31 protein-coding genes are annotated in these 24,538 nt (G+C 52.1%); 16 read left to right on the forward strand and 15 right to left on the reverse strand.

Annotated elements, in window-relative coordinates; genetic code table 11:
• Nucleotides 1–93 precede the first annotated feature (93 nt).
• Complete coding sequence (elbB, locus tag ACMYSL_RS03100) at nucleotides 94–747, forward strand: isoprenoid biosynthesis glyoxalase ElbB (protein ID WP_434663924.1); 654 nt, start codon at nucleotides 94–96, stop codon at nucleotides 745–747.
• Complete coding sequence (gene mtgA / locus ACMYSL_RS03105; protein WP_434661342.1) at nucleotides 744–1,469, forward strand: monofunctional biosynthetic peptidoglycan transglycosylase; 726 nt, start codon at nucleotides 744–746, stop codon at nucleotides 1,467–1,469. Before elbB ends, mtgA begins: the two co-directional genes overlap by 4 nt.
• A 61-nt stretch (nucleotides 1,470–1,530) precedes the next feature.
• On the opposite strand, the gene npr is transcribed toward mtgA, so the two are convergent.
• From npr to ACMYSL_RS03160, 11 genes are all read right to left on the reverse strand, one after another.
• Nucleotides 1,531–1,803 carry a PTS phosphocarrier protein NPr gene (gene npr / locus ACMYSL_RS03110; RefSeq protein WP_004106170.1) on the reverse strand — a complete coding sequence of 91 codons (273 nt, stop codon included), beginning with the start codon at nucleotides 1,801–1,803 and terminating at the stop codon, nucleotides 1,531–1,533.
• Complete coding sequence (rapZ, locus tag ACMYSL_RS03115) at nucleotides 1,800–2,654, reverse strand: RNase adapter RapZ (protein ID WP_004106169.1); 855 nt, start codon at nucleotides 2,652–2,654, stop codon at nucleotides 1,800–1,802. Before rapZ ends, npr begins: the two co-directional genes overlap by 4 nt.
• Before the next feature lie 45 nt (nucleotides 2,655–2,699).
• Nucleotides 2,700–3,188 (reverse strand): PTS IIA-like nitrogen regulatory protein PtsN, encoded by a 489-nt coding sequence (gene ptsN, locus ACMYSL_RS03120; protein ID WP_182235062.1) that lies wholly within the window; start codon nucleotides 3,186–3,188, stop codon nucleotides 2,700–2,702.
• 65 nt (nucleotides 3,189–3,253) lie between these two features.
• Nucleotides 3,254–3,541, reverse strand: a complete 288-nt coding sequence (gene hpf / locus ACMYSL_RS03125) for a ribosome hibernation promoting factor (protein WP_112213551.1) — start codon at nucleotides 3,539–3,541, stop codon at nucleotides 3,254–3,256.
• A gap of 22 nt (nucleotides 3,542–3,563) precedes the next feature.
• Nucleotides 3,564–4,997, reverse strand: a complete 1,434-nt coding sequence (gene rpoN, locus ACMYSL_RS03130) for an RNA polymerase factor sigma-54 (RefSeq protein ID WP_112213552.1) — start codon at nucleotides 4,995–4,997, stop codon at nucleotides 3,564–3,566.
• 47 nt (nucleotides 4,998–5,044) lie between these two features.
• Nucleotides 5,045–5,770: an LPS export ABC transporter ATP-binding protein gene (lptB, locus tag ACMYSL_RS03135; RefSeq protein ID WP_110272845.1), complete on the reverse strand. Its 726-nt coding sequence runs from the start codon at nucleotides 5,768–5,770 to the stop codon at nucleotides 5,045–5,047.
• A 6-nt stretch (nucleotides 5,771–5,776) separates the two neighbouring features.
• The gene (lptA, locus tag ACMYSL_RS03140; RefSeq protein ID WP_110272846.1) at nucleotides 5,777–6,322 is read right to left on the reverse strand and encodes a lipopolysaccharide ABC transporter substrate-binding protein LptA; all 546 of its coding nucleotides are present in this window, start codon (nucleotides 6,320–6,322) and stop codon (nucleotides 5,777–5,779) included.
• Nucleotides 6,291–6,866, reverse strand: a complete 576-nt coding sequence (gene lptC / locus ACMYSL_RS03145) for an LPS export ABC transporter periplasmic protein LptC (RefSeq protein WP_182235060.1) — start codon at nucleotides 6,864–6,866, stop codon at nucleotides 6,291–6,293. Before lptC ends, lptA begins: the two co-directional genes overlap by 32 nt.
• A complete protein-coding gene (kdsC, locus tag ACMYSL_RS03150; protein WP_110272848.1) occupies nucleotides 6,863–7,429 on the reverse strand; it encodes a 3-deoxy-manno-octulosonate-8-phosphatase KdsC in 567 nt (188 codons plus the stop codon). The genes lptC and kdsC overlap by 4 nt, the downstream gene beginning before the upstream one ends.
• A 14-nt stretch (nucleotides 7,430–7,443) precedes the next feature.
• Nucleotides 7,444–8,448, reverse strand: coding sequence for an arabinose-5-phosphate isomerase KdsD (gene kdsD, locus ACMYSL_RS03155; protein WP_434661343.1), 1,005 nt, complete (start codon nucleotides 8,446–8,448; stop codon nucleotides 7,444–7,446).
• The gene (locus tag ACMYSL_RS03160; protein WP_434661344.1) at nucleotides 8,445–9,422 is read right to left on the reverse strand and encodes a calcium/sodium antiporter; all 978 of its coding nucleotides are present in this window, start codon (nucleotides 9,420–9,422) and stop codon (nucleotides 8,445–8,447) included. Before ACMYSL_RS03160 ends, kdsD begins: the two co-directional genes overlap by 4 nt.
• Before the next feature lie 209 nt (nucleotides 9,423–9,631).
• On the opposite strand from ACMYSL_RS03160, the gene mlaF reads away from it, so the two are divergent.
• From mlaF to murA, 7 genes are all read left to right on the forward strand, one after another.
• Entirely contained in the window at nucleotides 9,632–10,444 is an 813-nt protein-coding gene (gene mlaF / locus ACMYSL_RS03165) for a phospholipid ABC transporter ATP-binding protein MlaF (RefSeq protein WP_110272850.1), read from the forward strand.
• A 7-nt stretch (nucleotides 10,445–10,451) separates the two neighbouring features.
• Nucleotides 10,452–11,234 (forward strand): lipid asymmetry maintenance ABC transporter permease subunit MlaE, encoded by a 783-nt coding sequence (mlaE, locus tag ACMYSL_RS03170; protein WP_110272851.1) that lies wholly within the window; start codon nucleotides 10,452–10,454, stop codon nucleotides 11,232–11,234.
• A gap of 4 nt (nucleotides 11,235–11,238) precedes the next feature.
• Nucleotides 11,239–11,790, forward strand: a complete 552-nt coding sequence (gene mlaD / locus ACMYSL_RS03175) for an outer membrane lipid asymmetry maintenance protein MlaD (RefSeq protein WP_434661345.1) — start codon at nucleotides 11,239–11,241, stop codon at nucleotides 11,788–11,790.
• Nucleotides 11,791–11,806: 16 nt separating this feature from the next.
• Complete coding sequence (gene mlaC, locus ACMYSL_RS03180) at nucleotides 11,807–12,442, forward strand: phospholipid-binding protein MlaC (protein WP_110272853.1); 636 nt, start codon at nucleotides 11,807–11,809, stop codon at nucleotides 12,440–12,442.
• Nucleotides 12,442–12,732 (forward strand): lipid asymmetry maintenance protein MlaB, encoded by a 291-nt coding sequence (gene mlaB, locus ACMYSL_RS03185; RefSeq protein WP_112213558.1) that lies wholly within the window; start codon nucleotides 12,442–12,444, stop codon nucleotides 12,730–12,732. The genes mlaC and mlaB overlap by 1 nt, the downstream gene beginning before the upstream one ends.
• A gap of 134 nt (nucleotides 12,733–12,866) precedes the next feature.
• Nucleotides 12,867–13,121, forward strand: coding sequence for a BolA family iron metabolism protein IbaG (ibaG, locus tag ACMYSL_RS03190; protein WP_110272855.1), 255 nt, complete (start codon nucleotides 12,867–12,869; stop codon nucleotides 13,119–13,121).
• Nucleotides 13,122–13,175: 54 nt separating this feature from the next.
• Nucleotides 13,176–14,435, forward strand: a complete 1,260-nt coding sequence (murA, locus tag ACMYSL_RS03195; protein WP_112213559.1) for a UDP-N-acetylglucosamine 1-carboxyvinyltransferase — start codon at nucleotides 13,176–13,178, stop codon at nucleotides 14,433–14,435.
• A gap of 61 nt (nucleotides 14,436–14,496) precedes the next feature.
• Here the strand turns inward: murA and sfsB are convergent, their stop codons facing one another.
• Both sfsB and ispB read right to left on the reverse strand, forming a co-directional pair.
• On the reverse strand, nucleotides 14,497–14,769 hold the full coding sequence (gene sfsB / locus ACMYSL_RS03200) for a DNA-binding transcriptional regulator SfsB (RefSeq protein ID WP_110272857.1): 273 nt from the start codon (nucleotides 14,767–14,769) through the stop codon (nucleotides 14,497–14,499).
• A gap of 188 nt (nucleotides 14,770–14,957) precedes the next feature.
• Entirely contained in the window at nucleotides 14,958–15,929 is a 972-nt protein-coding gene (gene ispB / locus ACMYSL_RS03205; RefSeq protein ID WP_110272858.1) for an octaprenyl diphosphate synthase, read from the reverse strand.
• Nucleotides 15,930–16,189: 260 nt separating this feature from the next.
• Here ispB and rplU point away from each other — a divergent pair, with 260 nt between their 5' ends.
• The 4 genes from rplU (at nucleotide 16,190) to cgtA (ending at nucleotide 19,033) form a co-directional block, all read left to right on the forward strand.
• Nucleotides 16,190–16,501 carry a 50S ribosomal protein L21 gene (rplU, locus tag ACMYSL_RS03210; RefSeq protein WP_004106123.1) on the forward strand — a complete coding sequence of 104 codons (312 nt, stop codon included), beginning with the start codon at nucleotides 16,190–16,192 and terminating at the stop codon, nucleotides 16,499–16,501.
• Between the two features lie 19 nt (nucleotides 16,502–16,520).
• The gene (gene rpmA, locus ACMYSL_RS03215; protein ID WP_003861831.1) at nucleotides 16,521–16,778 is read left to right on the forward strand and encodes a 50S ribosomal protein L27; all 258 of its coding nucleotides are present in this window, start codon (nucleotides 16,521–16,523) and stop codon (nucleotides 16,776–16,778) included.
• Nucleotides 16,779–16,873: 95 nt separating this feature from the next.
• Complete coding sequence (locus tag ACMYSL_RS03220) at nucleotides 16,874–17,839, forward strand: DMT family transporter (RefSeq protein WP_304253752.1); 966 nt, start codon at nucleotides 16,874–16,876, stop codon at nucleotides 17,837–17,839.
• Between the two features lie 15 nt (nucleotides 17,840–17,854).
• A complete protein-coding gene (gene cgtA, locus ACMYSL_RS03225; RefSeq protein WP_181484725.1) occupies nucleotides 17,855–19,033 on the forward strand; it encodes an Obg family GTPase CgtA in 1,179 nt (392 codons plus the stop codon).
• Between the two features lie 44 nt (nucleotides 19,034–19,077).
• On the opposite strand, the gene dacB is transcribed toward cgtA, so the two are convergent.
• Nucleotides 19,078–20,511: a serine-type D-Ala-D-Ala carboxypeptidase gene (dacB, locus tag ACMYSL_RS03230; protein ID WP_182235055.1), complete on the reverse strand. Its 1,434-nt coding sequence runs from the start codon at nucleotides 20,509–20,511 to the stop codon at nucleotides 19,078–19,080.
• A 235-nt stretch (nucleotides 20,512–20,746) separates the two neighbouring features.
• Between dacB and greA the strand changes: the two genes are divergently transcribed.
• A complete protein-coding gene (greA, locus tag ACMYSL_RS03235; protein ID WP_110272862.1) occupies nucleotides 20,747–21,223 on the forward strand; it encodes a transcription elongation factor GreA in 477 nt (158 codons plus the stop codon).
• A 152-nt stretch (nucleotides 21,224–21,375) separates the two neighbouring features.
• On the opposite strand, the gene yhbY is transcribed toward greA, so the two are convergent.
• A complete protein-coding gene (gene yhbY / locus ACMYSL_RS03240) occupies nucleotides 21,376–21,669 on the reverse strand; it encodes a ribosome assembly RNA-binding protein YhbY (protein WP_003025016.1) in 294 nt (97 codons plus the stop codon).
• Between the two features lie 124 nt (nucleotides 21,670–21,793).
• Between yhbY and rlmE the strand changes: the two genes are divergently transcribed.
• Nucleotides 21,794–22,423, forward strand: a complete 630-nt coding sequence (gene rlmE / locus ACMYSL_RS03245) for a 23S rRNA (uridine(2552)-2'-O)-methyltransferase RlmE (RefSeq protein ID WP_004106110.1) — start codon at nucleotides 21,794–21,796, stop codon at nucleotides 22,421–22,423.
• 99 nt (nucleotides 22,424–22,522) lie between these two features.
• Nucleotides 22,523–24,457: an ATP-dependent zinc metalloprotease FtsH gene (ftsH, locus tag ACMYSL_RS03250; RefSeq protein WP_110272863.1), complete on the forward strand. Its 1,935-nt coding sequence runs from the start codon at nucleotides 22,523–22,525 to the stop codon at nucleotides 24,455–24,457.
• The last annotated feature ends 81 nt before the right edge of the window (nucleotides 24,458–24,538 follow it).

The raw sequence follows: 24,538 nt of genomic DNA on the forward strand, positions 1-24,538 counted from the left end.
ATTTGTTACGTGAATCGGTAAAATATGTGAAGCATAGCGAGTAAATCAAAATTTTTGACTGGTTCCATAAACTTGTACTAAGGGGCTGATGTGATGAAGAAAATTGGTGTGGTGCTAAGCGGTTGCGGTGTTTATGACGGCAGCGAAATTCATGAAGCGGTTATTACCTTGCTGGCGATTGCTCGCAGCGGCGCCCAGGCCATCTGTTTTGCACCTGATAAAGTACAAACTGATGTTATCAATCATTTGACCGGGGAAGCGCAGGCTGAAAGCCGTAATGTGCTCGTTGAGGCCGCACGCATTGCGCGCGGGGAAATTCGCCCCCTGGCAGATGCCCGAGCGGATGAGCTGGATGCGCTGATTGTGCCCGGCGGATTTGGCGCGGCGAAAAACCTCAGTAGCTTTGCTTCCCAGGGCAGTGAATGTACGGTGGATAGCGATCTGAAAGAACTGGCTCTGGCCATGCATCTGGCGGGTAAACCGTTGGGTTTTATCTGTATCGCTCCGGCGTTGCTACCTAAAATTTTCTCATTTCCGCTACGCGTGACTATTGGCACCGATCTGGATACCGCAGATGCATTAGAGGAGATGGGCGCTGAACACGTGCCTTGCCCGGTCGATGACATAGTGGTTGATGAAGACCACAAAGTGGTGACGACTCCGGCATATATGCTGGCGCAGAATATTGCTGAAGCGGCGAGCGGAATTGAAAAACTGGTCGCTCGCGTGCTGGTTCTGACTGCATGAAGTCTCGTTTTTCCCCGCTGCGAATGATCAAACGTCTTTTGCTGCGGTTGTTGTTGGCATGTTTGGTGGTATGGGGCGGTGGCATTGTGCTGTTTAGCATCGTGCCGGTTCCTTTTTCGGCCGTGATGCTGGAACGGCAGGTCAGTGCCTGGGCCTCTGGGAATTTTCATTACGTCGCCCATTCTGATTGGGTGGGGATGGATGAGATATCTCCCTGGATGGGGCTTGCGGTTATTGCTGCTGAAGATCAGAAATTCCCTGAGCACTGGGGTTTTGATGTTTCCGCCATTGAGAAGGCGTTGGCACATAATGAGCGCAACGAGAGCCGCATTCGCGGTGCCTCAACGCTATCACAGCAGACAGCAAAAAATCTGTTCTTGTGGGATGGTCGCAGCTGGCTGAGAAAAGGGCTGGAGGCTGGGCTGACCGTTGGTATCGAGACCGTCTGGAGCAAAAAACGCATCCTCACGGTTTATTTGAATATTGCTGAGTTTGGTGAAGGGACGTTTGGTGTGGAAGCCGCATCACAGCGCTATTTTCATAAACCGGCCAGTAAGTTGACCGCTTCTGAAGCGGCGCTGTTAGCTGCGGTCTTGCCTAACCCGATTCGCTTTCGCGCAGACGCACCGTCAGGATACGTCCGTAGTCGGCAAGCGTGGATTTTACGCCAGATGCGTCAGTTGGGTGGGGAAGGGTTTATGCAGAAAAATAAGCTACATTGATGTTTATAGTGGCTAAATTTATAACCCCGGTAAGCATCACGCGACGCAACCGGGGGTCGTGCTAGTCTTCATCAAAACCGGCGTTGAACAGCGCGATAACCGCTGCCAGCGCTTCAACTTCCTGCGGGCCATTCGCTTCAATCTCAATCTGACGTCCTTTGGCTGAGTCAAGCATCAGCAGGGCAATTACGCTATTGGCCTCTGCCTCAGTGCCTTCATCATTGCGCAGCAGGACTTCAGCATCATAGTTCTGCATTAACTCAAACAACTTCATTGCCGGGCGGGCATGCATGCCCAGCTTATTGGTGATCTCAACGGTTTGCTTAACGGTCATGATTTACGTTTTTCCAGCGTCCGATGACGAGACTGCACGTTCTTACCACGCGAGCGGAAGTAGTCAGCCAGCTGTTCGGCGATGTAGACCGAACGGTGTTTACCGCCAGTACAACCAATGGCCACCGTCAGATAGCTGCGATTATTGGTTTCCAGCATGGGTAACCATAGTTCAAGATAGCTACGAGTCTGGTAGATAAAATTGTGAACTTCCGTGTGTCGGTCGAGGAAGGCGGCGACAGGTTTGTCCAGACCTGTCATCGGGCGCAGTTTCGGATCCCAGTGCGGATTAGGCAGGAAGCGCACATCGAAAACGTAGTCGGCATCGATAGGGATACCATGCTTGAAGCCGAAAGATTCGAAGACCATCGTCAGCTCACGTTCGCGTTTGCCTAGCAAACGGGTACGCAGCATTTCTGCCAGCTCATGCACCGACATCTCGGAAGTATCGACGATCAGATCGGCGCGAGAACGCAGTGGTTCCAGCAGGTCGCTCTCTTCATCAATAGCGCTTTCGAGCGACAGATTTTTGCTCGACAGCGGATGTAAGCGGCGCGTATCGCTGTAGCGGCGAATTAAGGTGTTGCGATCGGCGTCAAGAAACAGCAACTGAGGCGAAAATTCTGCGGGCAGATTTTTCATTGCCTGCTCAAAGATTTCCGGTGACTCAGGCATGTTACGTACGTCAATGCTGACGGCAGCTGAGATATTTCTATCTGCAAGCGAGCGTGCCAGTTCGGGTAACAAAACCACCGGTAGGTTGTCCACACAGTAGAAACCCATATCTTCCAGCGCTCGCAGGGCGACGGATTTCCCCGATCCTGAACGGCCGCTGACGATCATCAGTACCATGTACCGTTTCTCCTCAGTACGATAAAGAGTAAGGTGCGACTCCCGTTATGCCCCATCGTTGCTTCCTGCTTCGGTGATAATTTCATACAACTCTTCGTTGCTTTGGGCGGCGCGTAGTCGGCGACAGGTTGCTTTATCCGCCAGACGTTTTGCGACCAGTGAAAGCGTATGCAGATGAGTTTTGGTCTGATCGGCGGGAACGAGAAGCGCAAACAGGAGATCGACAGGTTGATTATCGATCGCATCAAAAGCGATCGGGGTTTCCAGTTGGACAAAAACGCCAACGGCCCGCAGCGTATCCTCTTCGAGTTTTCCGTGTGGGATCGCGATACCGTTACCGATCCCGGTGCTGCCCATTTTCTCGCGAGTGAGGATCGCTTCGAACACCACCTGAGGCGGCAAGCCTAGCTGTTTTGCTGCCAGCTCGCTGATGATTTCCAGGGCACGTTTCTTGCTCTGGCAGTGAACCTGGCTACGGGTACATTCCTGGTTAAGGACATTGCTCAGTTGTAGAGCCGAATCGTTATTTATCATAATTTCACCTGAGCTCGCCCTGACCAACCGCCTGCTGGCGGTTGGCGTAGGTTATGCCCGGACAATTAGCGTTGTTTCAGTTTATCTTTATGTTTTGTTAGCTGTCTTGCCAGCTTATCAATAAGACCATCGATAGCGGCATACATATCCTGCCCTTCCGCACTGGCATGGATTTCACCACCGTTGACATGCAGGTTGGCATCCGCAATTTGCGTTACCTTCTCTACCTTTAACACAATGTAGACCTGATTGATCCTATCGAAAAACTGCTCCAGCTTGCTAAATTTCGTATTAACAAAATCGCGCAGAGCAGGGGTTATTTCTACGTTGTGTCCTGTAATGTTGAGCTGCATAGTGTCTTCCTTATCGGTTGGGTCAAACCAGTTGTTTACGCTGATTCGACGGCGGAATGGATAAAGACTCTCGATACTTAGCGACGGTGCGGCGCGCCACCATAATACCCTGATCGGATAACATGGTGGTGAGCTTACTGTCGCTCAACGGCTTCGCGGGGTTCTCCGCGGCGATTAACTTCTTCACCAGCGCGCGAATGGCCGTCGACGATGCTTCGCCGCCGCCTTCTGTGCTTACATGGCTGGAGAAGAAATACTTCAGCTCAAAAATACCGCGTGGACTATGCAGGTATTTTTGGGTAGTAACGCGTGAAATGGTCGATTCATGCATTTCGACGGCCTGAGCAATATCAGCCAGTACCATCGGCTTCATATGCTCTTCACCTTTCTCGAAAAAGGCCTGCTGCTGCTCAACAATGCAGCGACTGACGCGCAGTAGCGTATCGTTACGGCTCTCCAGGCTTTTGATCAGCCAGCGAGCCTCTTGCAGATTGCTGCGGATAAACTGGCCGTCGGCATCATTGCGTGTGCTGTTACCCATGGCAGCATAGTGCTGATTGATCTTCAGGCGCGGTAGGCTATCTGAATTGAGTTCAACGACCCAGTGGTCATTCACCTTACGCACCAGCACGTCAGGAATGACATATTCTGGTTCGCCAGTTTGAATGGATTGACCAGGGCGCGGATCCAGGGATTGGATCAGGCTTACCGCTTCCTTTAATACTTCTTCTTTGAGGCGGGTTACGCGCATGAGAGAGCGGAAATCATGATTCGCTAGTAGATCAAGGTGATCGCTGATGATCTGACGTGCTTCATCAATCCAGGGTGTTTCTCTGGCAAACTGCGAAAGTTGAACCAGTAGGCAGTCGCGCAGATCTTTTGCCGCTACGCCGACGGGGTCGAAACGCTGAATGCGCTTGAGGACGGCTTCAACTTCTTCAAGTCCGATTTCATCATCGCCAATGCTCTCAACGATGTCTTCGACAGAAATAGTGAGATAGCCGGTATCATCAACGGCATCGACAATGGAGGTCGCGATGGCGCGATCGGTATCAGTGAACGGTGTAAGTTCAACCTGCCACATCAGGTAATCTTGCAGGCTTTGAGTGGTCTCACCCTGGTAGACGGGCAGTTCGTCATCCTGATAATCGACGCCGTTACCTGATGGCGTTCCTGCTGTATAAATCTCATCCCAGCTGGCATCAAGCGGCAGTTCTTCAGGCATGTCTTTTTGCTCAAGGGCATCGACGGTATCCAGAGATTCGCGATCCTCGGCCTCTTTGGTTTCTACCTCATCGTGAAGATCGGTTTGCTCCAGCAACGGGTTGCTATCCAGCGCCTGCTGGAGTTCTTGCTGGAGTTCTAACGTGGACAACTGCAGTAAACGAATCGCCTGCTGCAGTTGTGGCGTCATGGCAAGCTGTTGGCTTAGCCTTAATTGCAAACCTTGCTTCATATTCAGGGCCAATATCTCCGGCTAAAACGTCTGTAACCTCTACCCTATCAGAGTCTGAAGTCTTCCCCAAGATACACGCGCTTAACCTGCTCGTCTTCAAGGATTTGTTGAGGTGTACCGTGAGCTATCAGATGACCCTGGCTGACGATATAGGCACGTTCACAAACGGCGAGTGTTTCCCTGACGTTATGGTCGGTTATCAGGACGCCTAAGCCGCTATCGCGCAGATGCTCAATGATACGTTTGATATCGATGACGGAAATAGGGTCGACGCCAGCAAAAGGTTCATCCAGCAGGATAAATTTCGGGTTAGCAGCTAGCGCACGGGCGATTTCGACGCGGCGACGTTCACCACCGGAGAGCGCCTGGCCGAGGTTATCGCGCAGGTGCTCAATGTGAAACTCTTCCATCAACTCTTTCGCGCGATCTTCACGCTGCTCGTTGCTTAAGTCGTCCCGGATCTGCAATACCGCCATCAGGTTATCGTACACGCTCAGGCGACGGAATATGGAGGCTTCCTGCGGCAGATAGCCTATACCGCGACGCGCGCGAGCATGTAGTGGCAGCAGGCTGATATCTTCATCGTCAATAATGATGTTGCCAGCGTCGCGCGGAACGATACCGACGACCATATAGAAGGTCGTGGTTTTACCCGCACCGTTTGGGCCGAGCAGGCCAACAATCTCACCTGAATTCACGGTCAGACTGACATCTTCCACCACACGGCGGCCTTTGTAAGCTTTGGCGAGATTCTTTGCAGTTAATGTTGCCATAACGAATTACTTACCCTTCTTTGACTGGTCGGTGCCTTTGTCCTGCAGCTGCGAAGGAACCAGAACCGTGGTCACTCGCCCACCTTTATTGCTGAACGCCTGCATTTTTTGCTCTTTTACCAGATAGGTGATTTTGTCACCCTGGATATTGCTATCGATCTGTTCCAGATGCGCATTGCCGGTCAGCACGACAAAGTCATTTTGCAGTTCATAATGCATTTTTGACGCCCGGCCTTTAACCGGCTTGCCGTTGTCCTGCATCTGGAAGAAGGTCGCTGGGTTACCATAACCGTCAATAACCTCTTTGCCTTTCTCTCCGCCCGGGCGAGTTACGACAACCTTGTCGGCGTTGATTTTGATGGTTCCCTGGGTAACAACGACATTACCAGTAAACGTGACGACATTACCTTGCATATCCAGCGACTGCTGATCGGATTCAATATGAATTGGCTGATCGGTGTCACCGGTTTTTGCCAGTGCCGGCAGGCTGGCGGCCAGTAAGGCGCTGGCGAGCGCAATCTTAAGGCTGAGTTTGTTTGTTCTGAATTTCATATGAGGTTCTAACCTTTTCAATCAGCTCGGCATTTTTGCTGCGCAGGTTCCCGCGCATTTTCAGGCCGCTGGAATTAAATGTTGTTCCGTACAACGTCACCATGTCATCGGAGGTAACATCCTGCGTCACCAGGTTTATCTGGGCGTTATCCGTCGTAATTTTGCGCAGTTGAGAATCCGCCGTCAGCGCATTCACTTCAACGTGCCCGTAAAGATACAGCATGCGGTCATTCGTCAACTTGGCTTTATCCGCTTTGATAGACCAGGTTGGTACTTTGTTAGTATCGAAGGTGGTCATTACCGGTTTTGCGAACCACGACAGTTGCTGTTCGGAAAAATACTCCACGTGTTCAGCTATCAGCCGGTAATTAAGCGCCCCTTCCGGACTATAAACGACGGTGTCGGTATGCTCACTGGTATACGTTGGCTCATCAGGATTGACCGCTTGCTGGGTGGTCTCGTCCGTACTCGCCAGATTCAGGCCGATCAGGATCAGCGCGACCAGCGACAGTAAAATGATAACCCAACGTCTGGTTTTACTCATATAGATTGCCCTTTGGCCTCATCCAACTTGCCCTGCGCCAATAGTAGCAAATCGCAAACTTCCCGTACCGCCCCGCGACCGCCATTAATGCGAGTGACGTAATCTGCGCGCGGGATCAGCAGCGGGTGCGCATCTGCCACCGCTACGCTTAAACCAACCTCAGCCATCACCGGCCAATCGATCAGATCGTCACCGATATAGGCCACTTCATCAGCGCGAACGGCCAGTTTGTTCAGTAATTCATGAAATGCCAGCAGTTTATTAGACTGCCCCTGGTACAGATGCGTGATGCCAAGAGTTTGGCAACGGTCTTCTACCAGTTTAGCTTTTCGTCCGGTAATTATCGCCACTTCAATATCTGAAGTCAGGGCGCAACGGATCCCGTAGCCATCACGTACGTTAAACGCTTTTAGCTCTTCGCCGTGGTTGCCCATGAAGATAAGCCCATCGGACAGGACGCCATCGACATCGAGGATCAGTAAACGGATCTTCGCTGCGCGATCAATAAAGCCCTGACTTACCGGCCCATAACAGGTCGCGATCAGGGCATCAGCATTATTCATTATTTTTTCCTTACTTACACTACGCCCGCGCGCAAGAGATCGTGCATATGTACCACACCTACCAGACGGTCGCCATCAGCAACCAACACGCAGGTGATATGACGGGATTGCATCAGGTTCAGCGCATCGACGGCCAGGATACCGGGGCGAATACGGATGCCGCCTCGGGTCATCACCTCGGCAATACTGGCATTGCGCATATCGACGCCGGTATCAAATACCCGACGCAGATCGCCATCGGTGAAGATACCGATGATATTCATTTCATCATCACAGATAGCGGTCATGCCTAAATTTTTGCGCGTGATTTCCAGCAGCGCATCGCGCAGCGTGGCCTGAAGACCTACATTCGGGATTTCATCGCCGGTATGCATGATGTCATTGACCCGCAGCAGCAGCTTACGTCCCAGCGCGCCGCCAGGGTGTGACAGGGCAAAATCTTCAGCGGTAAAACCGCGTGCTTCCAGCAGCGCGACGGCAAGCGCGTCGCCCATCACCAGCGCGGCAGTGGTGCTTGAAGTTGGCGCCAACCCTAATGGGCAGGCCTCTTTTGGCACCTTCACGCACAGATGAATGTCTGCCGCGCGCGCCATGCTGCTTTCCGGGCGGCTGGTGATACAAATAAGCGAAACCTGCTGACGTTTAAGAACGGGGATAAGCGCGAGGATTTCGTTTGACTCACCCGAATTTGAGAGTGCGATAACCACATCACGTGGGGTGACCATACCTAAATCGCCATGTGCGGCTTCGCCCGGATGAACAAAAAATGATGAAGTTCCGGTGCTGGCAAAGGTAGCTGCCATTTTTCGCCCGATATGACCAGATTTGCCCATCCCCATCACGACAACTTTGCCGTTGCAGTGAAAAATGCTCTCACAGGCGCAGGTGAAATCTTCATTAATATATTGATCAAGTTGGGCCAGACCTTCACGTTCAATTTCCAGAACCTCACGGCCTGCCCGTTGAAAGTCAAAATCCGCTGGCAAATCTATTTGCGACATAATGTTATCCCGAATCATTCAACGAAGAGCGGCGCTGTCCAGAACAGCATCGCCAACCAAAGCATAAATCCGCCCACCAGTAGTAGGCCTGCTAGCCGACCTGGCTGCTGTTTACGCCGCCAGCACAGTAGGGCAAAGATCAGGCTGACCAGCAGCATGACGCCATAGTCGCGGGTAAACGCCTCGGCGGCGAAGGTGCTTGGCGCAATCAGCGCGGGAAGCCCGAGAACCAGCACGATATTAAGAATATTAGCGCCGATGATATTGCCGATGGCGATATCGTTTTCACCTTTTCGCGCGCCGGCAATGGCGGTTGCCAGCTCTGGTAAACTGGTACCGATAGCAATCACCGTTAAGCCGACGGTCAGTTCGCTGATGGCAAAAAAGTTCGCCAGCACCGTAGCGTTATCGACCACCATACGCGTAGCCATGGGCATCACAATCATCGCGACGCCCAACCACAGTAGGGCGACGGGAAGCGAACCTTCGCGCGGTAGCTCCGCGAGCTGCTCTCGGGTCAGGCTGTCGTTACCCTGACGCTCAGCGAGACGGGCTATTTTAATCGTGAACAGTAGCCACAGTATTGCCAGCGCCAGCAAAAAAAGGCCATCCATACGCGTCAGCTGACCGTCATATAGCACAAAGCCCGCCAGTAAACTGACCAGCAACATTAGCGGTAATTCGCGGCGCAGGATATCAGAATGCACGGTAAATGGCTGAAATAGCGCGGTGAGACCAAGGATCAGTAAAATATTGGTGATGTTGGATCCCAGTGCCGTACCAATTGCCAGATCGGTTTGACCATGCAGAGAAGCGGCGGCGGATACGATGATCTCCGGCAGGCTGGTACCGATGCTGACGACCGTCATACCGATAATGAGCGGCGGGATCCCCAGCATGCGACAGAGTATTGAAGCGGCGTAAACCAGACGATCGGCGCTATAGACAACCAGCAATAAACCAATAATTAACAGAGCCGTCGCTAAGAGCATCTAAAGTCCTTTCTTCAGGTATAATCGTCGCCTTGCTGGCCGTCCGTAGGCAGCGTAACGAATTCTTAATTTTGACTTTATGTGTGCCAAAAGTAAAACAAATGCCAGCTTTCGCTAACCTGGGCAGGTAAGATTCTGTAAAAATGTTGGGTTCGTGGTGACAGAAAGCGCCATGCTTAGCTCAATGGGTGTCTAGTAAGGATGATTTTATGAGCCAAACTTTGGCGAATTTAGTCGAAGTTCGCGGTATTCGCTTCTCAAGAAGCGACCGCGTGATTTTCGACGACATCTCGCTGTCGGTGCCTCGCGGTAAGATCACTGCGATCATGGGACCATCAGGGATCGGCAAAACTACCCTGTTACGCCTGATCGGCGGCCAGATCCCACCAGACAAGGGCGAGATCCTGTTTGATGGTGAAAACGTGCCGCAGATGTCTCGTTCGCGCCTGTATACCGTGCGCAAGCGAATGAGCATGCTGTTTCAGTCCGGCGCGCTGTTCACAGATATGAATGTGTTTGATAACGTGGCTTATCCGTTGCGCGAACATACCCGCCTGCCGGAAGCGCTCCTGCACACCACGGTGATGATGAAGCTGGAAGCTGTCGGGCTGCGTGGTGCCGCGAAGCTGATGCCTTCCGAGCTCTCCGGTGGGATGGCGCGCCGCGCCGCTTTGGCGAGGGCCATTGCGCTGGAACCTGATTTAATCATGTTCGATGAGCCTTTTGTCGGGCAGGATCCCATTACCATGGGAGTACTGGTGAAGCTGATTTCTGAACTCAACAGTACCCTGGGTGTCACTTGTATCGTGGTTTCGCATGATGTGCCGGAAGTGCTCAGCATTGCGGACTTTGCGTATATTGTGGCGGACAAAAAAGTTGTGGCGCATGGGAGCGCGCAGTCGCTGCGTGAAAATGCCGATCCTCGGGTTCGTCAGTTCATTGATGGTATTGCCGACGGCCCTGTGCCGTTCCGCTATCCCGCGGGCGACTATCACCATGATTTATTAGGCAAAGGGAGTTAAGCGACTCATGCTGTTAAATGCGCTGGCCGCGCTCGGACATCGTGGTATTAAAAGTATCGCGACGTTTGGGCGTGCTGGATTAATGCTCTTCAACGCCGTAGTGGGCAAGCCTGAGTTTCGTAAGCATGCGCCGCTGCTGATGCGTCAGCTATACAACGTCGGCGTGCTGTCGATGCTGATCATCATCGTCTCGGGGCTGTTTATTGGTATGGTTCTGGGGCTGCAGGGGTATCTGGTCTTAACCACCTATAGCGCCGAAACCAGTCTGGGCATGCTGGTGGCGCTGTCTCTGCTGCGTGAACTGGGGCCGGTTGTCGCCGCGCTGCTGTTCGCCGGGCGTGCCGGTTCGGCGCTGACTGCTGAAATCGGCCTGATGCGTGCGACCGAGCAGCTCTCCAGTATGGAGATGATGGCGGTTGATCCGCTTCGCCGCGTGATTTCTCCGCGTTTCTGGGCCGGGGTGATTTCACTGCCGTTGTTGACGATCATTTTCGTGGCAGTCGGCGTCTGGGGGGGATCGCTGGTCGGCGTTAGCTGGAAGGGTATCGACGGTGGATTCTTCTGGACCGCGATGCAAAATGCCGTCGACTGGCGGATGGACCTGGTTAACTGCCTGATTAAGAGTCTGGTTTTCGCCATTACGGTAACATGGATCGCGTTATTTAACGGTTATGACGCTATCCCCACTTCCGCCGGGATTAGCCGGGCGACAACGCGTACCGTGGTACATGCGTCGCTGGCGGTTCTGGGGCTGGATTTTGTGCTGACTGCGCTGATGTTTGGGAATTGAGTTCATGCAAACGAGAAAAAATGAAATCTGGGTAGGGGTGTTCTTACTGGTCGCGCTGCTGGCCGCGCTGTTTGTCTGCCTGAAGGCGGCAAACGTGACCTCTTTGCGTACCGAACCGACCTATCGACTCTACGCCACCTTTGACAATATTGGCGGTCTGAAAGCGCGGTCCCCGGTACGTATTGGTGGTGTTGTCGTAGGGCGCGTGGCGGATATCACGCTCGACCCGAAAACCTATCTGCCGCGTGTGGCTCTCGATATCGATGAGCGTTACAACCACATTCCGGATACCAGCTCGCTGGCAATCAGAACTTCCGGCCTGCTGGGTGAACAGTATCTGGCGATGAACATTGGTTTTGAAGACCCTGAGCTGGGAACTTCTATCCTTAAAGATGGTGGCACCATTCAGGACACCAAGTCTGCAATGGTACTGGAGGATCTGATAGGTCAGTTCCTTTACAGCAGTAAAGGCAGCGACAATAAGAATTCTGGCGATGAACCAGCTGCGGAAGAAAGTCATACTGACGCTACGCAGCCAGCCGGCACGACGCATTAATTTCAGGAGATAAGATATGTTTAAACGCTTACTAATGGTCGCCATGCTGGTGATTGCCCCCTTGACTGCCGCGACCGCTGCGGATCAATCTAATCCGTACAAGCTGATGGATGAAGCGGCGCAGAAAACCTTCGATCGCCTGAAGAATGAGCAGCCGAAGATCCAGGCTAACCCGAACTACCTGCGCGATATCGTCGATCAGGAACTGCTGCCGTATGTTCAGGTAAAATACGCTGGTGCGCTGGTGCTGGGCCGTTATTATAAAGAGGCTACTCCTGCTCAGCGCGATGCTTATTTCGCCGCTTTCCGTGAATATCTGAAACAGGCTTACGGCCAGGCGCTGGCAATGTATCACGGGCAGACTTACCAGATTGCGCCAGAACAACCTCTTGGCGAAGCAACTATTATTCCAATCCGCGTGACTATCCTCGATCCGAATGGCCGTCCGCCGGTTCGTCTGGATTTCCAGTGGCGTAAAAATACCCAAACAGGTCACTGGCAGGCTTACGATATGATTGCGGAAGGGGTGAGCATGATCACCACCAAGCAAAACGAGTGGAGTGACCTGTTGCGCACTAAAGGTATTGATGGTCTGACGGCGCAGCTGAAGACAAGCTCCGCACAGCCGATTACCCTGGAACAGAAAAAATAATGACCGGGCAGCTGAGCTGGACTCGCGATGGTGAGACGCTGGTGCTGCACGGGGAGCTGGACCAGGATCTGCTGGTCCCGCTCTGGGAAGCTCGCACGCAGGCGACGGATGGCGTGTCGGTAATTGATCTGAATGAGGTGACCCGCGTGGACACAGCTGGTCTGGCGCTATTGGTGCATTTCATTGCTCTGATTCGTCGTCAGGGCCGGGCAGCGCGGTTAATGGGTAAGAGTGAAAACGTGCAAACCCTGATCGGGCTTTACAACCTCCCGGACGACATGATCCCATAATTTTTCAGTGTCTTACTGCTAAAGCTATTCTGAAAGCCCCATCAAACTTTTCGATGGGGCTTTTTGCTTGTTTAAGACCGCGCCACTTTCCTCTAAGATGTTGGGCTGTTTTCACTATCAGATAAAACTAGCCCATGGAAAATCATGAAATTCAGACCGTGCTGATGAACGCACTCTCCCTTCAGGAAGTCCACGTCTCTGGCGATGGCAGCCACTTTCAGGTTATTGCTGTGGGTGAGATGTTCGACGGCATGAGCCGGGTCAAGAAGCAACAGGCTATCTACGCCCCGTTAATGGAATTTATTGCCGACAACCGCATCCATGCTCTGTCGATTAAAGCGTTTACCCCGCAGGAGTGGGCGCGTGACCGCAAACTAAATGGCTTATAAGCTGTGGGGATGTTCCCCACAGCGTATGTGAATTCTTAACAGAGAACAGAATCAATGGATAAATTCCGTGTTCAGGGGCCGACTCGTCTTCAGGGCGAAGTCACGATTTCCGGTGCGAAAAACGCCGCCCTGCCAATCCTCTTTGCCGCGCTGTTAGCCGACGAGCCGATTGAGATCCAAAACGTACCGAAGCTGAAAGACATCGATACCACCATGAAACTGCTGAGCCAGTTGGGCGCGAACGTTAAGCGTAATGGTTCTGTATGGATCGATGCTGGCCCGGTTGACGTCTTCTGTGCTCCGTACGATTTGGTTAAAACCATGCGCGCCTCTATTTGGGCGCTGGGGCCGCTGGTGGCTCGTTTTGGTCAGGGCCAGGTTTCACTCCCAGGTGGCTGCGCCATTGGCGCTCGTCCGGTTGATTTGCATATCACCGGTCTTGAACAACTGGGCGCGGAAATCAAACTGGAAGAAGGCTATGTTAAAGCATCGGTCAATGGGCGTTTAAAGGGCGCGCATATCGTGATGGATAAGGTCAGCGTTGGTGCGACCGTGACCATCATGAGTGCTGCAACGCTGGCGGAAGGCACTACTGTTATCGAAAACGCCGCGCGCGAGCCGGAAATTGTCGATACTGCGAACTTCCTGAATACGCTGGGTGCGAAGATCAAAGGCCAGGGTACCGATCGTATCACCATCGAAGGCGTCGCGCGTTTGGGCGGCGGCGTATACCGTGTTCTACCAGACCGTATCGAAACGGGCACTTTCCTGGTGGCTGCCGCCATTTCTGGCGGTAAGATCCTGTGCCGTAATGCCCAGCCTGATACCCTGGATGCTGTTCTGGCGAAGTTGCGTGATGCCGGGGCAGATATCGAAACGGGTGAGGACTGGATTAGTCTGGATATGCATGGTCATCGTCCGAAAGCCGTCAACGTTCGCACTGCTCCACACCCGGGTTTCCCGACCGATATGCAGGCTCAGTTCACCTTACTGAATTTGGTTGCAGAGGGAACGGGTGTGATCACTGAAACCATCTTTGAAAACCGCTTTATGCACATACCGGAACTGATCCGTATGGGCGCTCATGCGGAAATCGAGAGCAATACGGCGATTTGTCACGGCGTAGAGCAGCTTTCTGGTGCTCAGGTGATGGCGACCGATTTACGTGCGTCAGCAAGTCTGGTGCTGGCGGGCTGCATTGCGGAGGGTACGACGATTGTCGATCGTATCTACCACATTGACCGTGGGTACGAACGTATTGAAGATAAACTGCAGGCGTTGGGCGCAAATATCGAACGCGTCAAAGGCGAATAAACCTGTAGCGGCAGCAGCCCTCTGACGCTTGTCCGGGGGCTGTTGTCTGTATGACCTCGCTTTACTTGTTATTCTTCCTTTGACGCATCATCTGCGTCCTGTCGATAAACTGATGGGTATTGGGATCGTGATAGCGCGATGGCCAAATGACCCATGGCGTTGTCTCCAGCGCGTTCGCAATAATTAGCTCACCTTTGGGCCAGGGGCGGGTTAACGCATTGGCAAGCGTGGAGGAACTCAAACCATTACGCCGCGATTCAGCCGCCAGCGACGTCCCTTTTTTGCGTAATCCGGCAATGATATCCGCCGGATGCCAGTCAATGAACTTATCCATAAATTCTCCTGGTAATAAAGATCCGATCGTCCTTAACGAGCGACGAAATGACTATACCTTGAGTTCTAGTATTGTTCTAACAAGTTCTTTTAATGGAATGGAATATTAGGAATATATCAAGTTATGGGAGACGTTATTGAATTTTATTGGAACTTTCCCGCGCAATGCGCGGGAAAGTGAGGGGGGGATTAATGGTCGCGTTGTACCGCAATATGGGCGAGACCAATTAGCGCTTCGCGCCACTGGGAGTCAGGAAGGACCTGAAGTGCGGCAATTGCTTTATCCGCCTCTTCCTCCGCGCGTTTTTGGGTCCATTCAAGCGAACCGCAGGCCGCCATGGTTTCCAGTACGGCTTCCAGCAGGTGACGGCCGTTACCCTGCTCAATCGCGCCGCGAATCATAGCGGATTGCTCTACTGTGCCATGACGCATTGCGTGCAGCAGAGGAAGGGTGGGTTTGCCTTCGTTGAGATCATCCCCGACGTTTTTGCCAAGACGCTCGCCATCGGAACTGTAGTCGAGTAAATCATCGATTAGCTGGAAAGCAGTACCCAGATAGCGTCCGTAATCCTGCAACGCTTTCTCTTGTTCTGCAGTACAGTCGGCCAGAATCCCGGAACACTGGGCAGCGGCTTCAAACAGGCGGGCGGTCTTGCTGTAAATAACCCGCATATAGTTTTCTTCAGTGATGTCGGGATCGTTGACGTTCATTAATTGCAGAACTTCGCCTTCTGCAATGACGTTAACGGCTTCTGACATCACTTCCAGAACCTTCAATGAACCAAGAGCGGTCATCATCTGAAAGGCGCGTGTATAGATGAAATCACCCACCAGTACGCTTGCTGCGTTGCCAAAAGCGGCGTTTGCTGTGGCTTTTCCTCGGCGCATGTCTGACTCATCGACGACGTCATCATGCAGGAGGGTGGCGGTATGGATAAATTCGATCAGAGCGGCGATGGTGACGTGCGCGTTACCCTGGTAACCGACGGCCCGTGCGGCCAGCACGGCGATCATCGGACGAATACGTTTGCCGCCTCCACTGACGATGTAATAGCCTAACTGATTGATAAGCTGAACATCAGAGTCGAGTTGCTTAAGGATTGTCGCATTGACGCCCGCCATATCCTGCGCGGTTAACTCATTGATTTTTTCTAAATTCATCGCAAAAGCCGGGCCAAATGTCCTGTTACCGCGTATCCGAATGGGATCACAGAAGGATTAAGATAGAATTAAAAGAATATGTGATTGTACTGAAAAATTGGCGTAGATAAACGTTGTAGTGAAAGTTGTGTTTTTTTTCTGCGTTGATCGCTGATCGCTCTTGTCAAAGGCTCGCGTTTTGCGTAATATTCGCGCCCTATTGTGAATATTTATAGCGCACTCTGAATCATACGAAGAGGTGCGCGGAAGCGGAGTTCTATATGTACGCGGTTTTCCAAAGTGGTGGTAAACAACACCGAGTAAGCGAAGGTCAAACCATTCGCCTGGAAAAGCTGGACATCGCAACTGGCGAAGCTGTTGAGTTCGCTGAAGTGCTGATGATCGCAAACGGTGAAGAAATTAAGATCGGCGTTCCTTTCGTTGAGGGCGGCGTAATCAAAGCTGAAGTTGTTGCTCATGGTCGTGGCGAGAAAGTTAAAATCGTTAAGTTTCGTCGTCGTAAACACTACCGTAAGCAGCAGGGCCATCGTCAGTGGTTCACTGATGTGAAAATTACTGGCATCAGCGCCTAAGACCTGAGGAGAGATTTAAATGGCACATAAAAAGGCTGGCGGCTCAACTCGTAACGGTCGCGATTCAGAAGCTAAACGCCTTGGCGTTAAGCGTTTCGGTGGCGAATCCGTTCTGGCGGGTAGCATCATCGTTCGTCAACGTGGTACCAAATTCCACGCTGGCACTAACGTAGGTTGCGGTCGTGACCACACTCTGTTTGCTAAAGCAGACGGCAAAGTGAAATTTGAAGTTAAAGGCCCGAACAACCGTAAATACATCAGCATCGTTGCTGAGTAAGTTTTTCGTGGTCCGGTAACGGATTAAAGCCCCGCAACGTGTTGCGGGGCTTTTTACATTGAAAACCCGGAAAATTTTCTGCAGGGAAAACGGGCATGAAGCAGCAGGCCGGCATCGGCATTCTTTTAGCGCTCACCACTGCAATGTGCTGGGGTGCTTTGCCGATCGCTATGAAGCAGGTTCTTGAAGTGATGGAGCCGCCGACGGTGGTCTTTTATCGCTTTTTGATGGCAAGTTTTGGTCTTGGGACCATCCTGGTCATCAAAGGGAAGCTACCTCCGCTGCGCATCTTTCGCAAGCCGCGCTGGTTAATACTACTGGCCATTGCGACAGGTGGTTTGTTCGGTAACTTCATTCTGTTTAGTTCTTCCCTGCAATATCTCAGCCCCACCGCTTCCCAGGTGATTGGTCAGTTGTCCCCTGTCGGTATGATGGTTGCCAGCGTGTTTATCCTCAAAGAGAGAATGCGCGGTACTCAGATTGTGGGGGCGATGATGCTGGTTAGCGGTCTGGTGATGTTCTTCAACACCAGCCTGATTGAGATTTTTACCCGCCTGACTGATTACACGTGGGGGGTAATTTTCGGTGTTGGGGCCGCGACGGTATGGGTGAGTTATGGCGTCGCGCAAAAGGTGTTATTACGCCGTCTGGCATCACAGCAGATCCTGTTTTTGCTGTACACTTTATGTACGATAGCGCTTCTGCCGTTGGCGACGCCATCGCAGGTACTGGCATTAAGCGACTGGCAATTGGCCTGCCTGGTTTTTTGCGGGTTGAATACTCTGGTGGGCTACGGTGCGCTGGCGGAAGCTATGGCGCGCTGGCAGGCGGCGCAAGTGAGCGCGTTGATTACCTTAACGCCGCTGTTTACGCTGCTATTTTCAGATTTATTATCACTGGCCTGGCCAGACGTTTTCGCCAGACCGCTGTTGAACCTGATGGGTTATCTCGGTGCGTTTGTCGTGGTTGCGGGCGCGATGTATTCCGCCGTCGGCCATCGTCTTTGGGGGCGGTGGCGAAAGCGAGGAGCGGTTGTGCCGCTGCCCCGCTCAGGCGAATGATTTACGGAGAGTAAAATGAAGTTTGTTGATGAAGCAACGATCCTGGTCGTAGCAGGTGATGGCGGCAATGGTTGCGTTAGCTTCCGCCGCGAAAAATATATCCCGAGAGGCGGCCCGGACGGCGGTGATGGTGGTGATGGTGGTGATGTCTGGCTTGAAGCGGATGAGAACCTGAATACCTTGATCGACTACCGTTTTGAGAAGTCCTTCCGCGCTGAGCGTGGACAGAATGGTCAGAGTCGCGACTGTACCGGTAAGCGCGGTAAAGATGTGACGGTGAAGGTGCCGGTAGGGACCCGTGTGATTGACCAGGGGACCGGTGAGACGATGGGCGATATGACCAAGCACGGTCAGCGCCTGATGGTCGCAAAAGGCGGCTGGCACGGTCTGGGTAACACCCGCTTCAAATCGTCCGTCAACCGTACCCCGCGTCAGAAAACCATGGGTACACCAGGCGATAAACGCGATCTGCAACTGGAGCTGATGCTGCTGGCGGACGTAGGGATGCTGGGGATGCCGAATGCAGGTAAATCCACCTTTATTCGTGCAGTCTCAGCAGCGAAGCCCAAAGTCGCTGACTATCCGTTTACTACGCTGGTACCGAGCCTCGGTGTTGTGCGTATGGACAACGAGAAGAGCTTCGTTGTTGCGGATATCCCTGGACTGATTGAAGGCGCTGCAGAGGGGGCCGGTCTTGGTATTCGCTTCCTGAAGCACCTTGAACGCTGCCGTGTACTCTTGCACCTCATTGATATCGAACCGATTGACGGCTCCGATCCGGTTGAGAACGCGCGGATCATTATCGGTGAGCTGGAGAAATACAGCGAGAAACTGGCTTCTAAACCGCGCTGGCTGGTCTTTAACAAGATCGACCTGATGGATAAAGCCGAGGCGGAAGCCAAAGCGAAAACCATCGCTGAAGCGCTGGGCTGGGAAGACAAGTTCTATCTGATTTCTGCCGCCAGCCAGCAGGGGGTGAAGGACCTGTGCTGGGACGTGATGACCTTTATCATCGAAAATCCAATCGTTCACGCTGAAGAAGCGAAGTCGGCGGAAAAAGTCGAGTTTATGTGGGACGACTACCATCGTCAGCAGCTTGAAGAAGCGGAAGTCGAAGTGGAAGATGACGAAGACTGGGATGATGATTGGGACGAAGACGACGAAGAAGGCGTCGAATTCATCTACAAACGTTAATTCTGAGCAATCTAAAAGGGCCGCATGTGATGCGGCCCTTTGTCTTAGTTATTCTGATACAAATCCTTGTACAACCGACTTTCGAAACGCACGAGTGGAATACGTCGATTGCGTTGATCGGCTGGTGGCACAGCATAGCCTGATAAATATTGCACAAATGCGATCTTCTGCCCGCTGGCCGTGGTGATGAAACCAGCCAGATTGTAAACTCCTTGCAGAGAGCCCGTTTTGGCGGAAACTTTGCCATCAACGCCAGCCTGATGTAGACCCGCGCGATATTGCAGAGAGCCATCGTGCCCTGCTAGAGGCAGCATTGAAATAAAGTTGAGTTCAGTATCGTGCTGAGCAATGTACTGTAGCACCTGCATCATCGTCGCGGGTGCGATGAGGTTATGGCGCGACAGACCTGAGCCATCCGCAATAATGGTATTCCCGAGATCGACACTGGCCTGCTGGCGCAGGATTTGCCGTACTGCATCGGAACCCGCTCGCCAGGTACCCGGTACGCCGAAACGAGCGTGTCCAATGGTACGAAATACGGTATCGGCAATCATATTGTCTGATTTTTTCAGCATGATCCGCAGCAGGTCGTGCAGCGGTGCAGATTGGGTTGTTGCGAGCACGGTACCGGGGTCGTTAGCCAATGTCTGGCGCAGCAGTGTACCGCTCCAGGTAATACCGGCATCAGTCAGTTCAGACTTCAGAATCGCACCGGCATAGCCAGCACCATCCTGGATGGCGAAGGCCAATGGCAAAGGTTCGCTGCGCTGTGGTAGACATCCGGTCAGGGTATATCGATTTAGATCGCCTGGGACCACGTCTAGCTCGCAGTATTGCGCCTCAGAAGAGCCTCGCGCCAGGGTGCGCACTTGACTGAACATCGTCACCGGGTAGTAGGATGCCACACGGATAAACGCCAGATCTCCCGGCTTTTGCGCGCTGTAGAGTGAAATGGAGAAGCAGTTGCGATCGACAATAGCCGCTGCTGGGGGCGCGCTAAAGCATTGTGTCATATCATTCCACGGCCAGCCTGGCGCTTTGTCATGACTGGCAAACACAGAAGTATCGATAAGCACATTGCCTTCAATACGCTGGACACCCGCTTTTTTCAACGTGGCGACCATATTACGTATATCCTGGCGTTTGAGCGTTGGATCGCCGCCGAAACGCGCAATAAGATCGCCCTTTAGTACGCCACCTTCAAGATTGCCTTTAGTTTCCAGCGTCGTAGTGAAGCGGAAATTCGGACCCAGTTGCAGCAGCGCGGCCAGAGCGGTTATCACTTTCTGGGTACTGGCTGGGAGCGCCATTTGTTGGCTGTGAAAGTCTATCTCCGGCGTCGGGGAGCCTACCTTTTGCGCCATAAAGGCAAGGTTCGCACCCGCAGGAAGCTGGTTGATGTACTCGTCAATGTTCGCCGCTTGAGCGCTAATCGCTATGCCGGCAGTCAATCCGATGATAAATCTGGAAAATCGCATAATCTCGCGCTAACAACCTGAAACCGAGCCGTCATACTACGGTGCAACACCCTGTAAAGTAAACGATGACCCATAGTGAACTTCAGGGTAAAATACATATCAAATTGAAAATTGCTGCTGGCCTGGGGATTGCTTTCCGGGTCGGTTTTCTTTTTGCTCCTGTCTTGCTTAAGGCTTGACCGGTTGCGGAACGGCGGTGTCCGTTCCATGAAAGAATGATAAAGAGGTATAACAAATGCAAGCTATTCCGATGACCTTACGTGGCGCTGAAAAATTGCGCGAAGAACTGGATTTTCTGAAGTCCGTGCGTCGCCCTGAAATTATTGCTGCTATCGCTGATGCTCGTGAACACGGCGATCTGAAAGAGAATGCTGAGTATCATGCAGCTCGTGAACAGCAGGGTTTTTGTGAAGGTCGCATTAAGGATATCGAAGCGAAACTGTCGAATGCGCAGGTTATCGATATCACCAAAATGCCAAACAATGGCCGGGTGATTTTTGCTTCAACAGTCAGTGTTTTGAATCTTGATACCGATGAAGAGCAGACTTACCGTATCGTTGGCGACGATGAAGCTGATTTTAAGCAAAATCTGATTTCTGTAAACTCGCCGATTGCACGTGGCCTGATCGGTAAAGAACAGGATGATGTTGTCGTAATCCGTACACCAGGCGGTGAGGTCGAATTCGAAATTATTAAGGTTGAGTACCTTTAATCCGAATTTACGGCTACGATGTTGATGGATTGTAAAGAAAGGAAAAAGGCCGCATAGCGGCCTTTTATCAACGTCCGGAGCATGGCATTTTGCTCGTCTACCCGCAGAAAACCCTCGATTTACACAAAGTTGTGTCGATAACCAGGATATTCTTAGCGTGGCAGCGAGATTTTACGCTCTTTAGTCGGGCGATACAGGACCAGCGTTTTACCGATGACCTGTACGTTACAGGCGCCGGTTTCGCGCACGATGGCTTCCACGATCAAGGTTTTAGTGTCGCGATCTTCCGAGGCGATCTTCACCTTGATAAGTTCATGGTGCTCTAACGCTTGTTCAATCTCGGCCAGTACCCCTTCGGTCAAACCATTGTTGCCAAGCATAACTACCGGCTTGAGCGGATGTGCCAGACCTTTCAGGTGCTGTTTTTGTTTAGTACTCAGATTCATCGTATTTTTTTGCTTACGTTGGGATTGAAAACGGTTCATTCTACCGCCATCTCCCATATATCGCCAAACTACCGTGTCGATTTTTACGTCGCAAAGTATGATGAACCCGAAATGGGAATGTTAAATGACAGGTAAAAAGCGTTCTGCCAGCTCAAGTCGTTGGCTCCAGGAACACTTTAGCGATAAATATGTTCAACAGGCACAGAAAAAGGGGTTACGTTCCCGTGCCTGGTTTAAACTTGATGAAATACAGCAAAGTGACAAAATTTTTAAACCGGGGATGACGATTGTTGACCTCGGCGCTGCACCCGGTGGCTGGTCGCAATACGCGGTTACGCAGATCGGTAACAGCGGCCGCATCATTGCTTGCGATCTTTTACCTATGGATCCAATCGTTGGTGTGGACTTCCTTCAGGGTGACTTTCGTGATGAATTAGTCCTGAAAGCGTTACTTGAGCGCGTAGGTGACAGTAAAGTACAAGTGGTCATGTCCGATATGGCACCAAATATGTGTGGAACACCGGCGGTGGATATTCCCCGGGCCATGTATCTGGTGGAATTGGCGCTTGGAATGGCTCGTGATGTATTAGCGCCAGGTGGTAGTTTTGTAGTGAAGGTGTTCCAGGGCGAAGGCTTCGATGAGTATCTAAGAGAGATTCGCTCCCTGTTTACGAAGGTCAAAGTTCGTAAGCCGGACTCTTCTCGCGCCCGTTCGCGTGAAGTGTACATTGTAGCGACCGGGCGTAAACCATAACCGGTAGATTTCAAACGAAAGTTTGAAAGAAACTGGATATAGAGTATCCTGACGCTGTTTTTAACACAGTTGTAATAAGAGGTTAATCCCTTGAGTGACATGGCGAAAAACCTAATACTCTGGCTGGTCATTGCCGTTGTGCTGATGTCAGTATTCCAGAGCTTTGGGCCCAGCGAGTCGAATGGCCGAAAGGTAGATTATTCAACCTTCCTGCAAGAGGTCAATCAGGACCAGGTTCGCGAAGCGCGTATCAACGGACGTGAGATTAACGTTACCAAGAAAGATAGTAACCGTTACACGACTTACATTCCGGTTAACGATCCGAAGCTGCTCGATAACCTGTTGACGAAAAACGTCAAAGTGGTTGGCGAACCGCCAGAAGAGCCAAGCCTGCTGGCTTCTATCTTCATTTCCTGGTTCCCAATGCTGTTGTTGATTGGTGTCTGGATCTTCTTCATGCGTCAGATGCAGGGCGGCGGTGGCAAAGGTGCCATGTCGTTCGGTAAGAGCAAAGCGCGCATGTTGACGGAGGATCAGATCAAAACCACTTTTGCCGACGTTGCGGGTTGTGACGAAGCAAAAGAGGAAGTGGCTGAACTGGTTGAATACCTGCGCGAGCCAAGCCGTTTCCAGAAACTGGGCGGTAAAATCCCGAAAGGCGTCCTGATGGTTGGTCCTCCGGGTACGGGTAAAACGCTGTTGGCGAAAGCGATCGCTGGCGAAGCTAAAGTACCGTTCTTTACTATTTCGGGCTCTGACTTTGTTGAAATGTTTGTGGGTGTCGGTGCATCACGTGTGCGTGACATGTTCGAACAGGCTAAGAAAGCGGCTCCATGCATTATCTTTATCGATGAAATCGATGCCGTTGGTCGCCAGCGTGGTGCAGGTCTTGGCGGCGGTCATGATGAACGTGAGCAGACTCTGAACCAAATGCTGGTTGAGATGGATGGCTTCGAAGGTAATGAAGGCATCATCGTGATTGCTGCGACTAACCGTCCTGACGTACTTGACCCGGCTCTGCTGCGTCCAGGCCGTTTTGACCGTCAGGTTGTGGTGGGTCTGCCGGATGTCCGTGGCCGTGAACAGATTCTTAAAGTTCACATGCGTCGCGTACCGCTGTCTCCGGATATTGATGCGGCAATCATTGCCCGCGGAACACCTGGTTTCTCCGGTGCTGACCTGGCAAACCTGGTGAACGAAGCGGCGTTGTTCGCTGCGCGTGGCAACAAGCGTGTTGTTTCGATGGTTGAGTTCGAGAAAGCGAAAGACAAAATCATGATGGGCGCGGAACGTCGCTCCATGGTGATGACCGAAGCGCAGAAGGAATCCACTGCTTATCACGAAGCTGGCCACGCGATTATTGGTCGTCTGGTTCCGGAACACGATCCGGTGCATAAAGTGACGATTATTCCGCGCGGACGTGCGTTGGGTGTGACCTTCTTCCTGCCTGAAGGCGACGCAATAAGCGCCAGCCGTCAGAAACTGGAAAGTCAGATCTCAACTCTGTACGGTGGTCGTCTTGCAGAAGAGATTATTTACGGCGTAGAACATGTTTCTACCGGGGCTTCAAACGATATCAAAGTTGCGACTAATCTGGCACGTAACATGGTGACCCAGTGGGGCTTCTCTGAAAAACTCGGTCCGTTGTTGTATGCGGAAGAAGAGGGTGAAGTGTTCCTCGGTCGCAGCGTCGCGAAAGCGAAACATATGTCTGATGAAACCGCGCGTATTATCGATCAAGAAGTGAAATTACTGATTGAGCGTAACTACGATCGTGCACGCCATTTGCTGAACGACAATCTGGATATTTTGCATTCGATGAAAGATGCGCTCATGAAATATGAGACCATCGATGCACCGCAGATTGATGATCTGATGGCTCGCCGCGATGTTCGCCCGCCAGCTGGCTGGGAAGAACCGGGTTCATCTAATAATTCTGGCAATAATGGCACCCCGAGTGCGCCGCGTCCGGTCGATGAACCGCGTACGCCAAACCCGGGCAATACCATGTCAGAACAGCTAGGCGACAAATAAGTTAGCCGCTATTGATCTGCTGTACTTTTCTAAAACCCCTGGGCATCCGCTCCGGGGTTTTTCTTTTTCAACCTCTCTCTG

The organism is Klebsiella sp. MISC125, from assembly GCF_051131775.1.
GTDB lineage: Bacteria > Pseudomonadota > Gammaproteobacteria > Enterobacterales > Enterobacteriaceae > Klebsiella.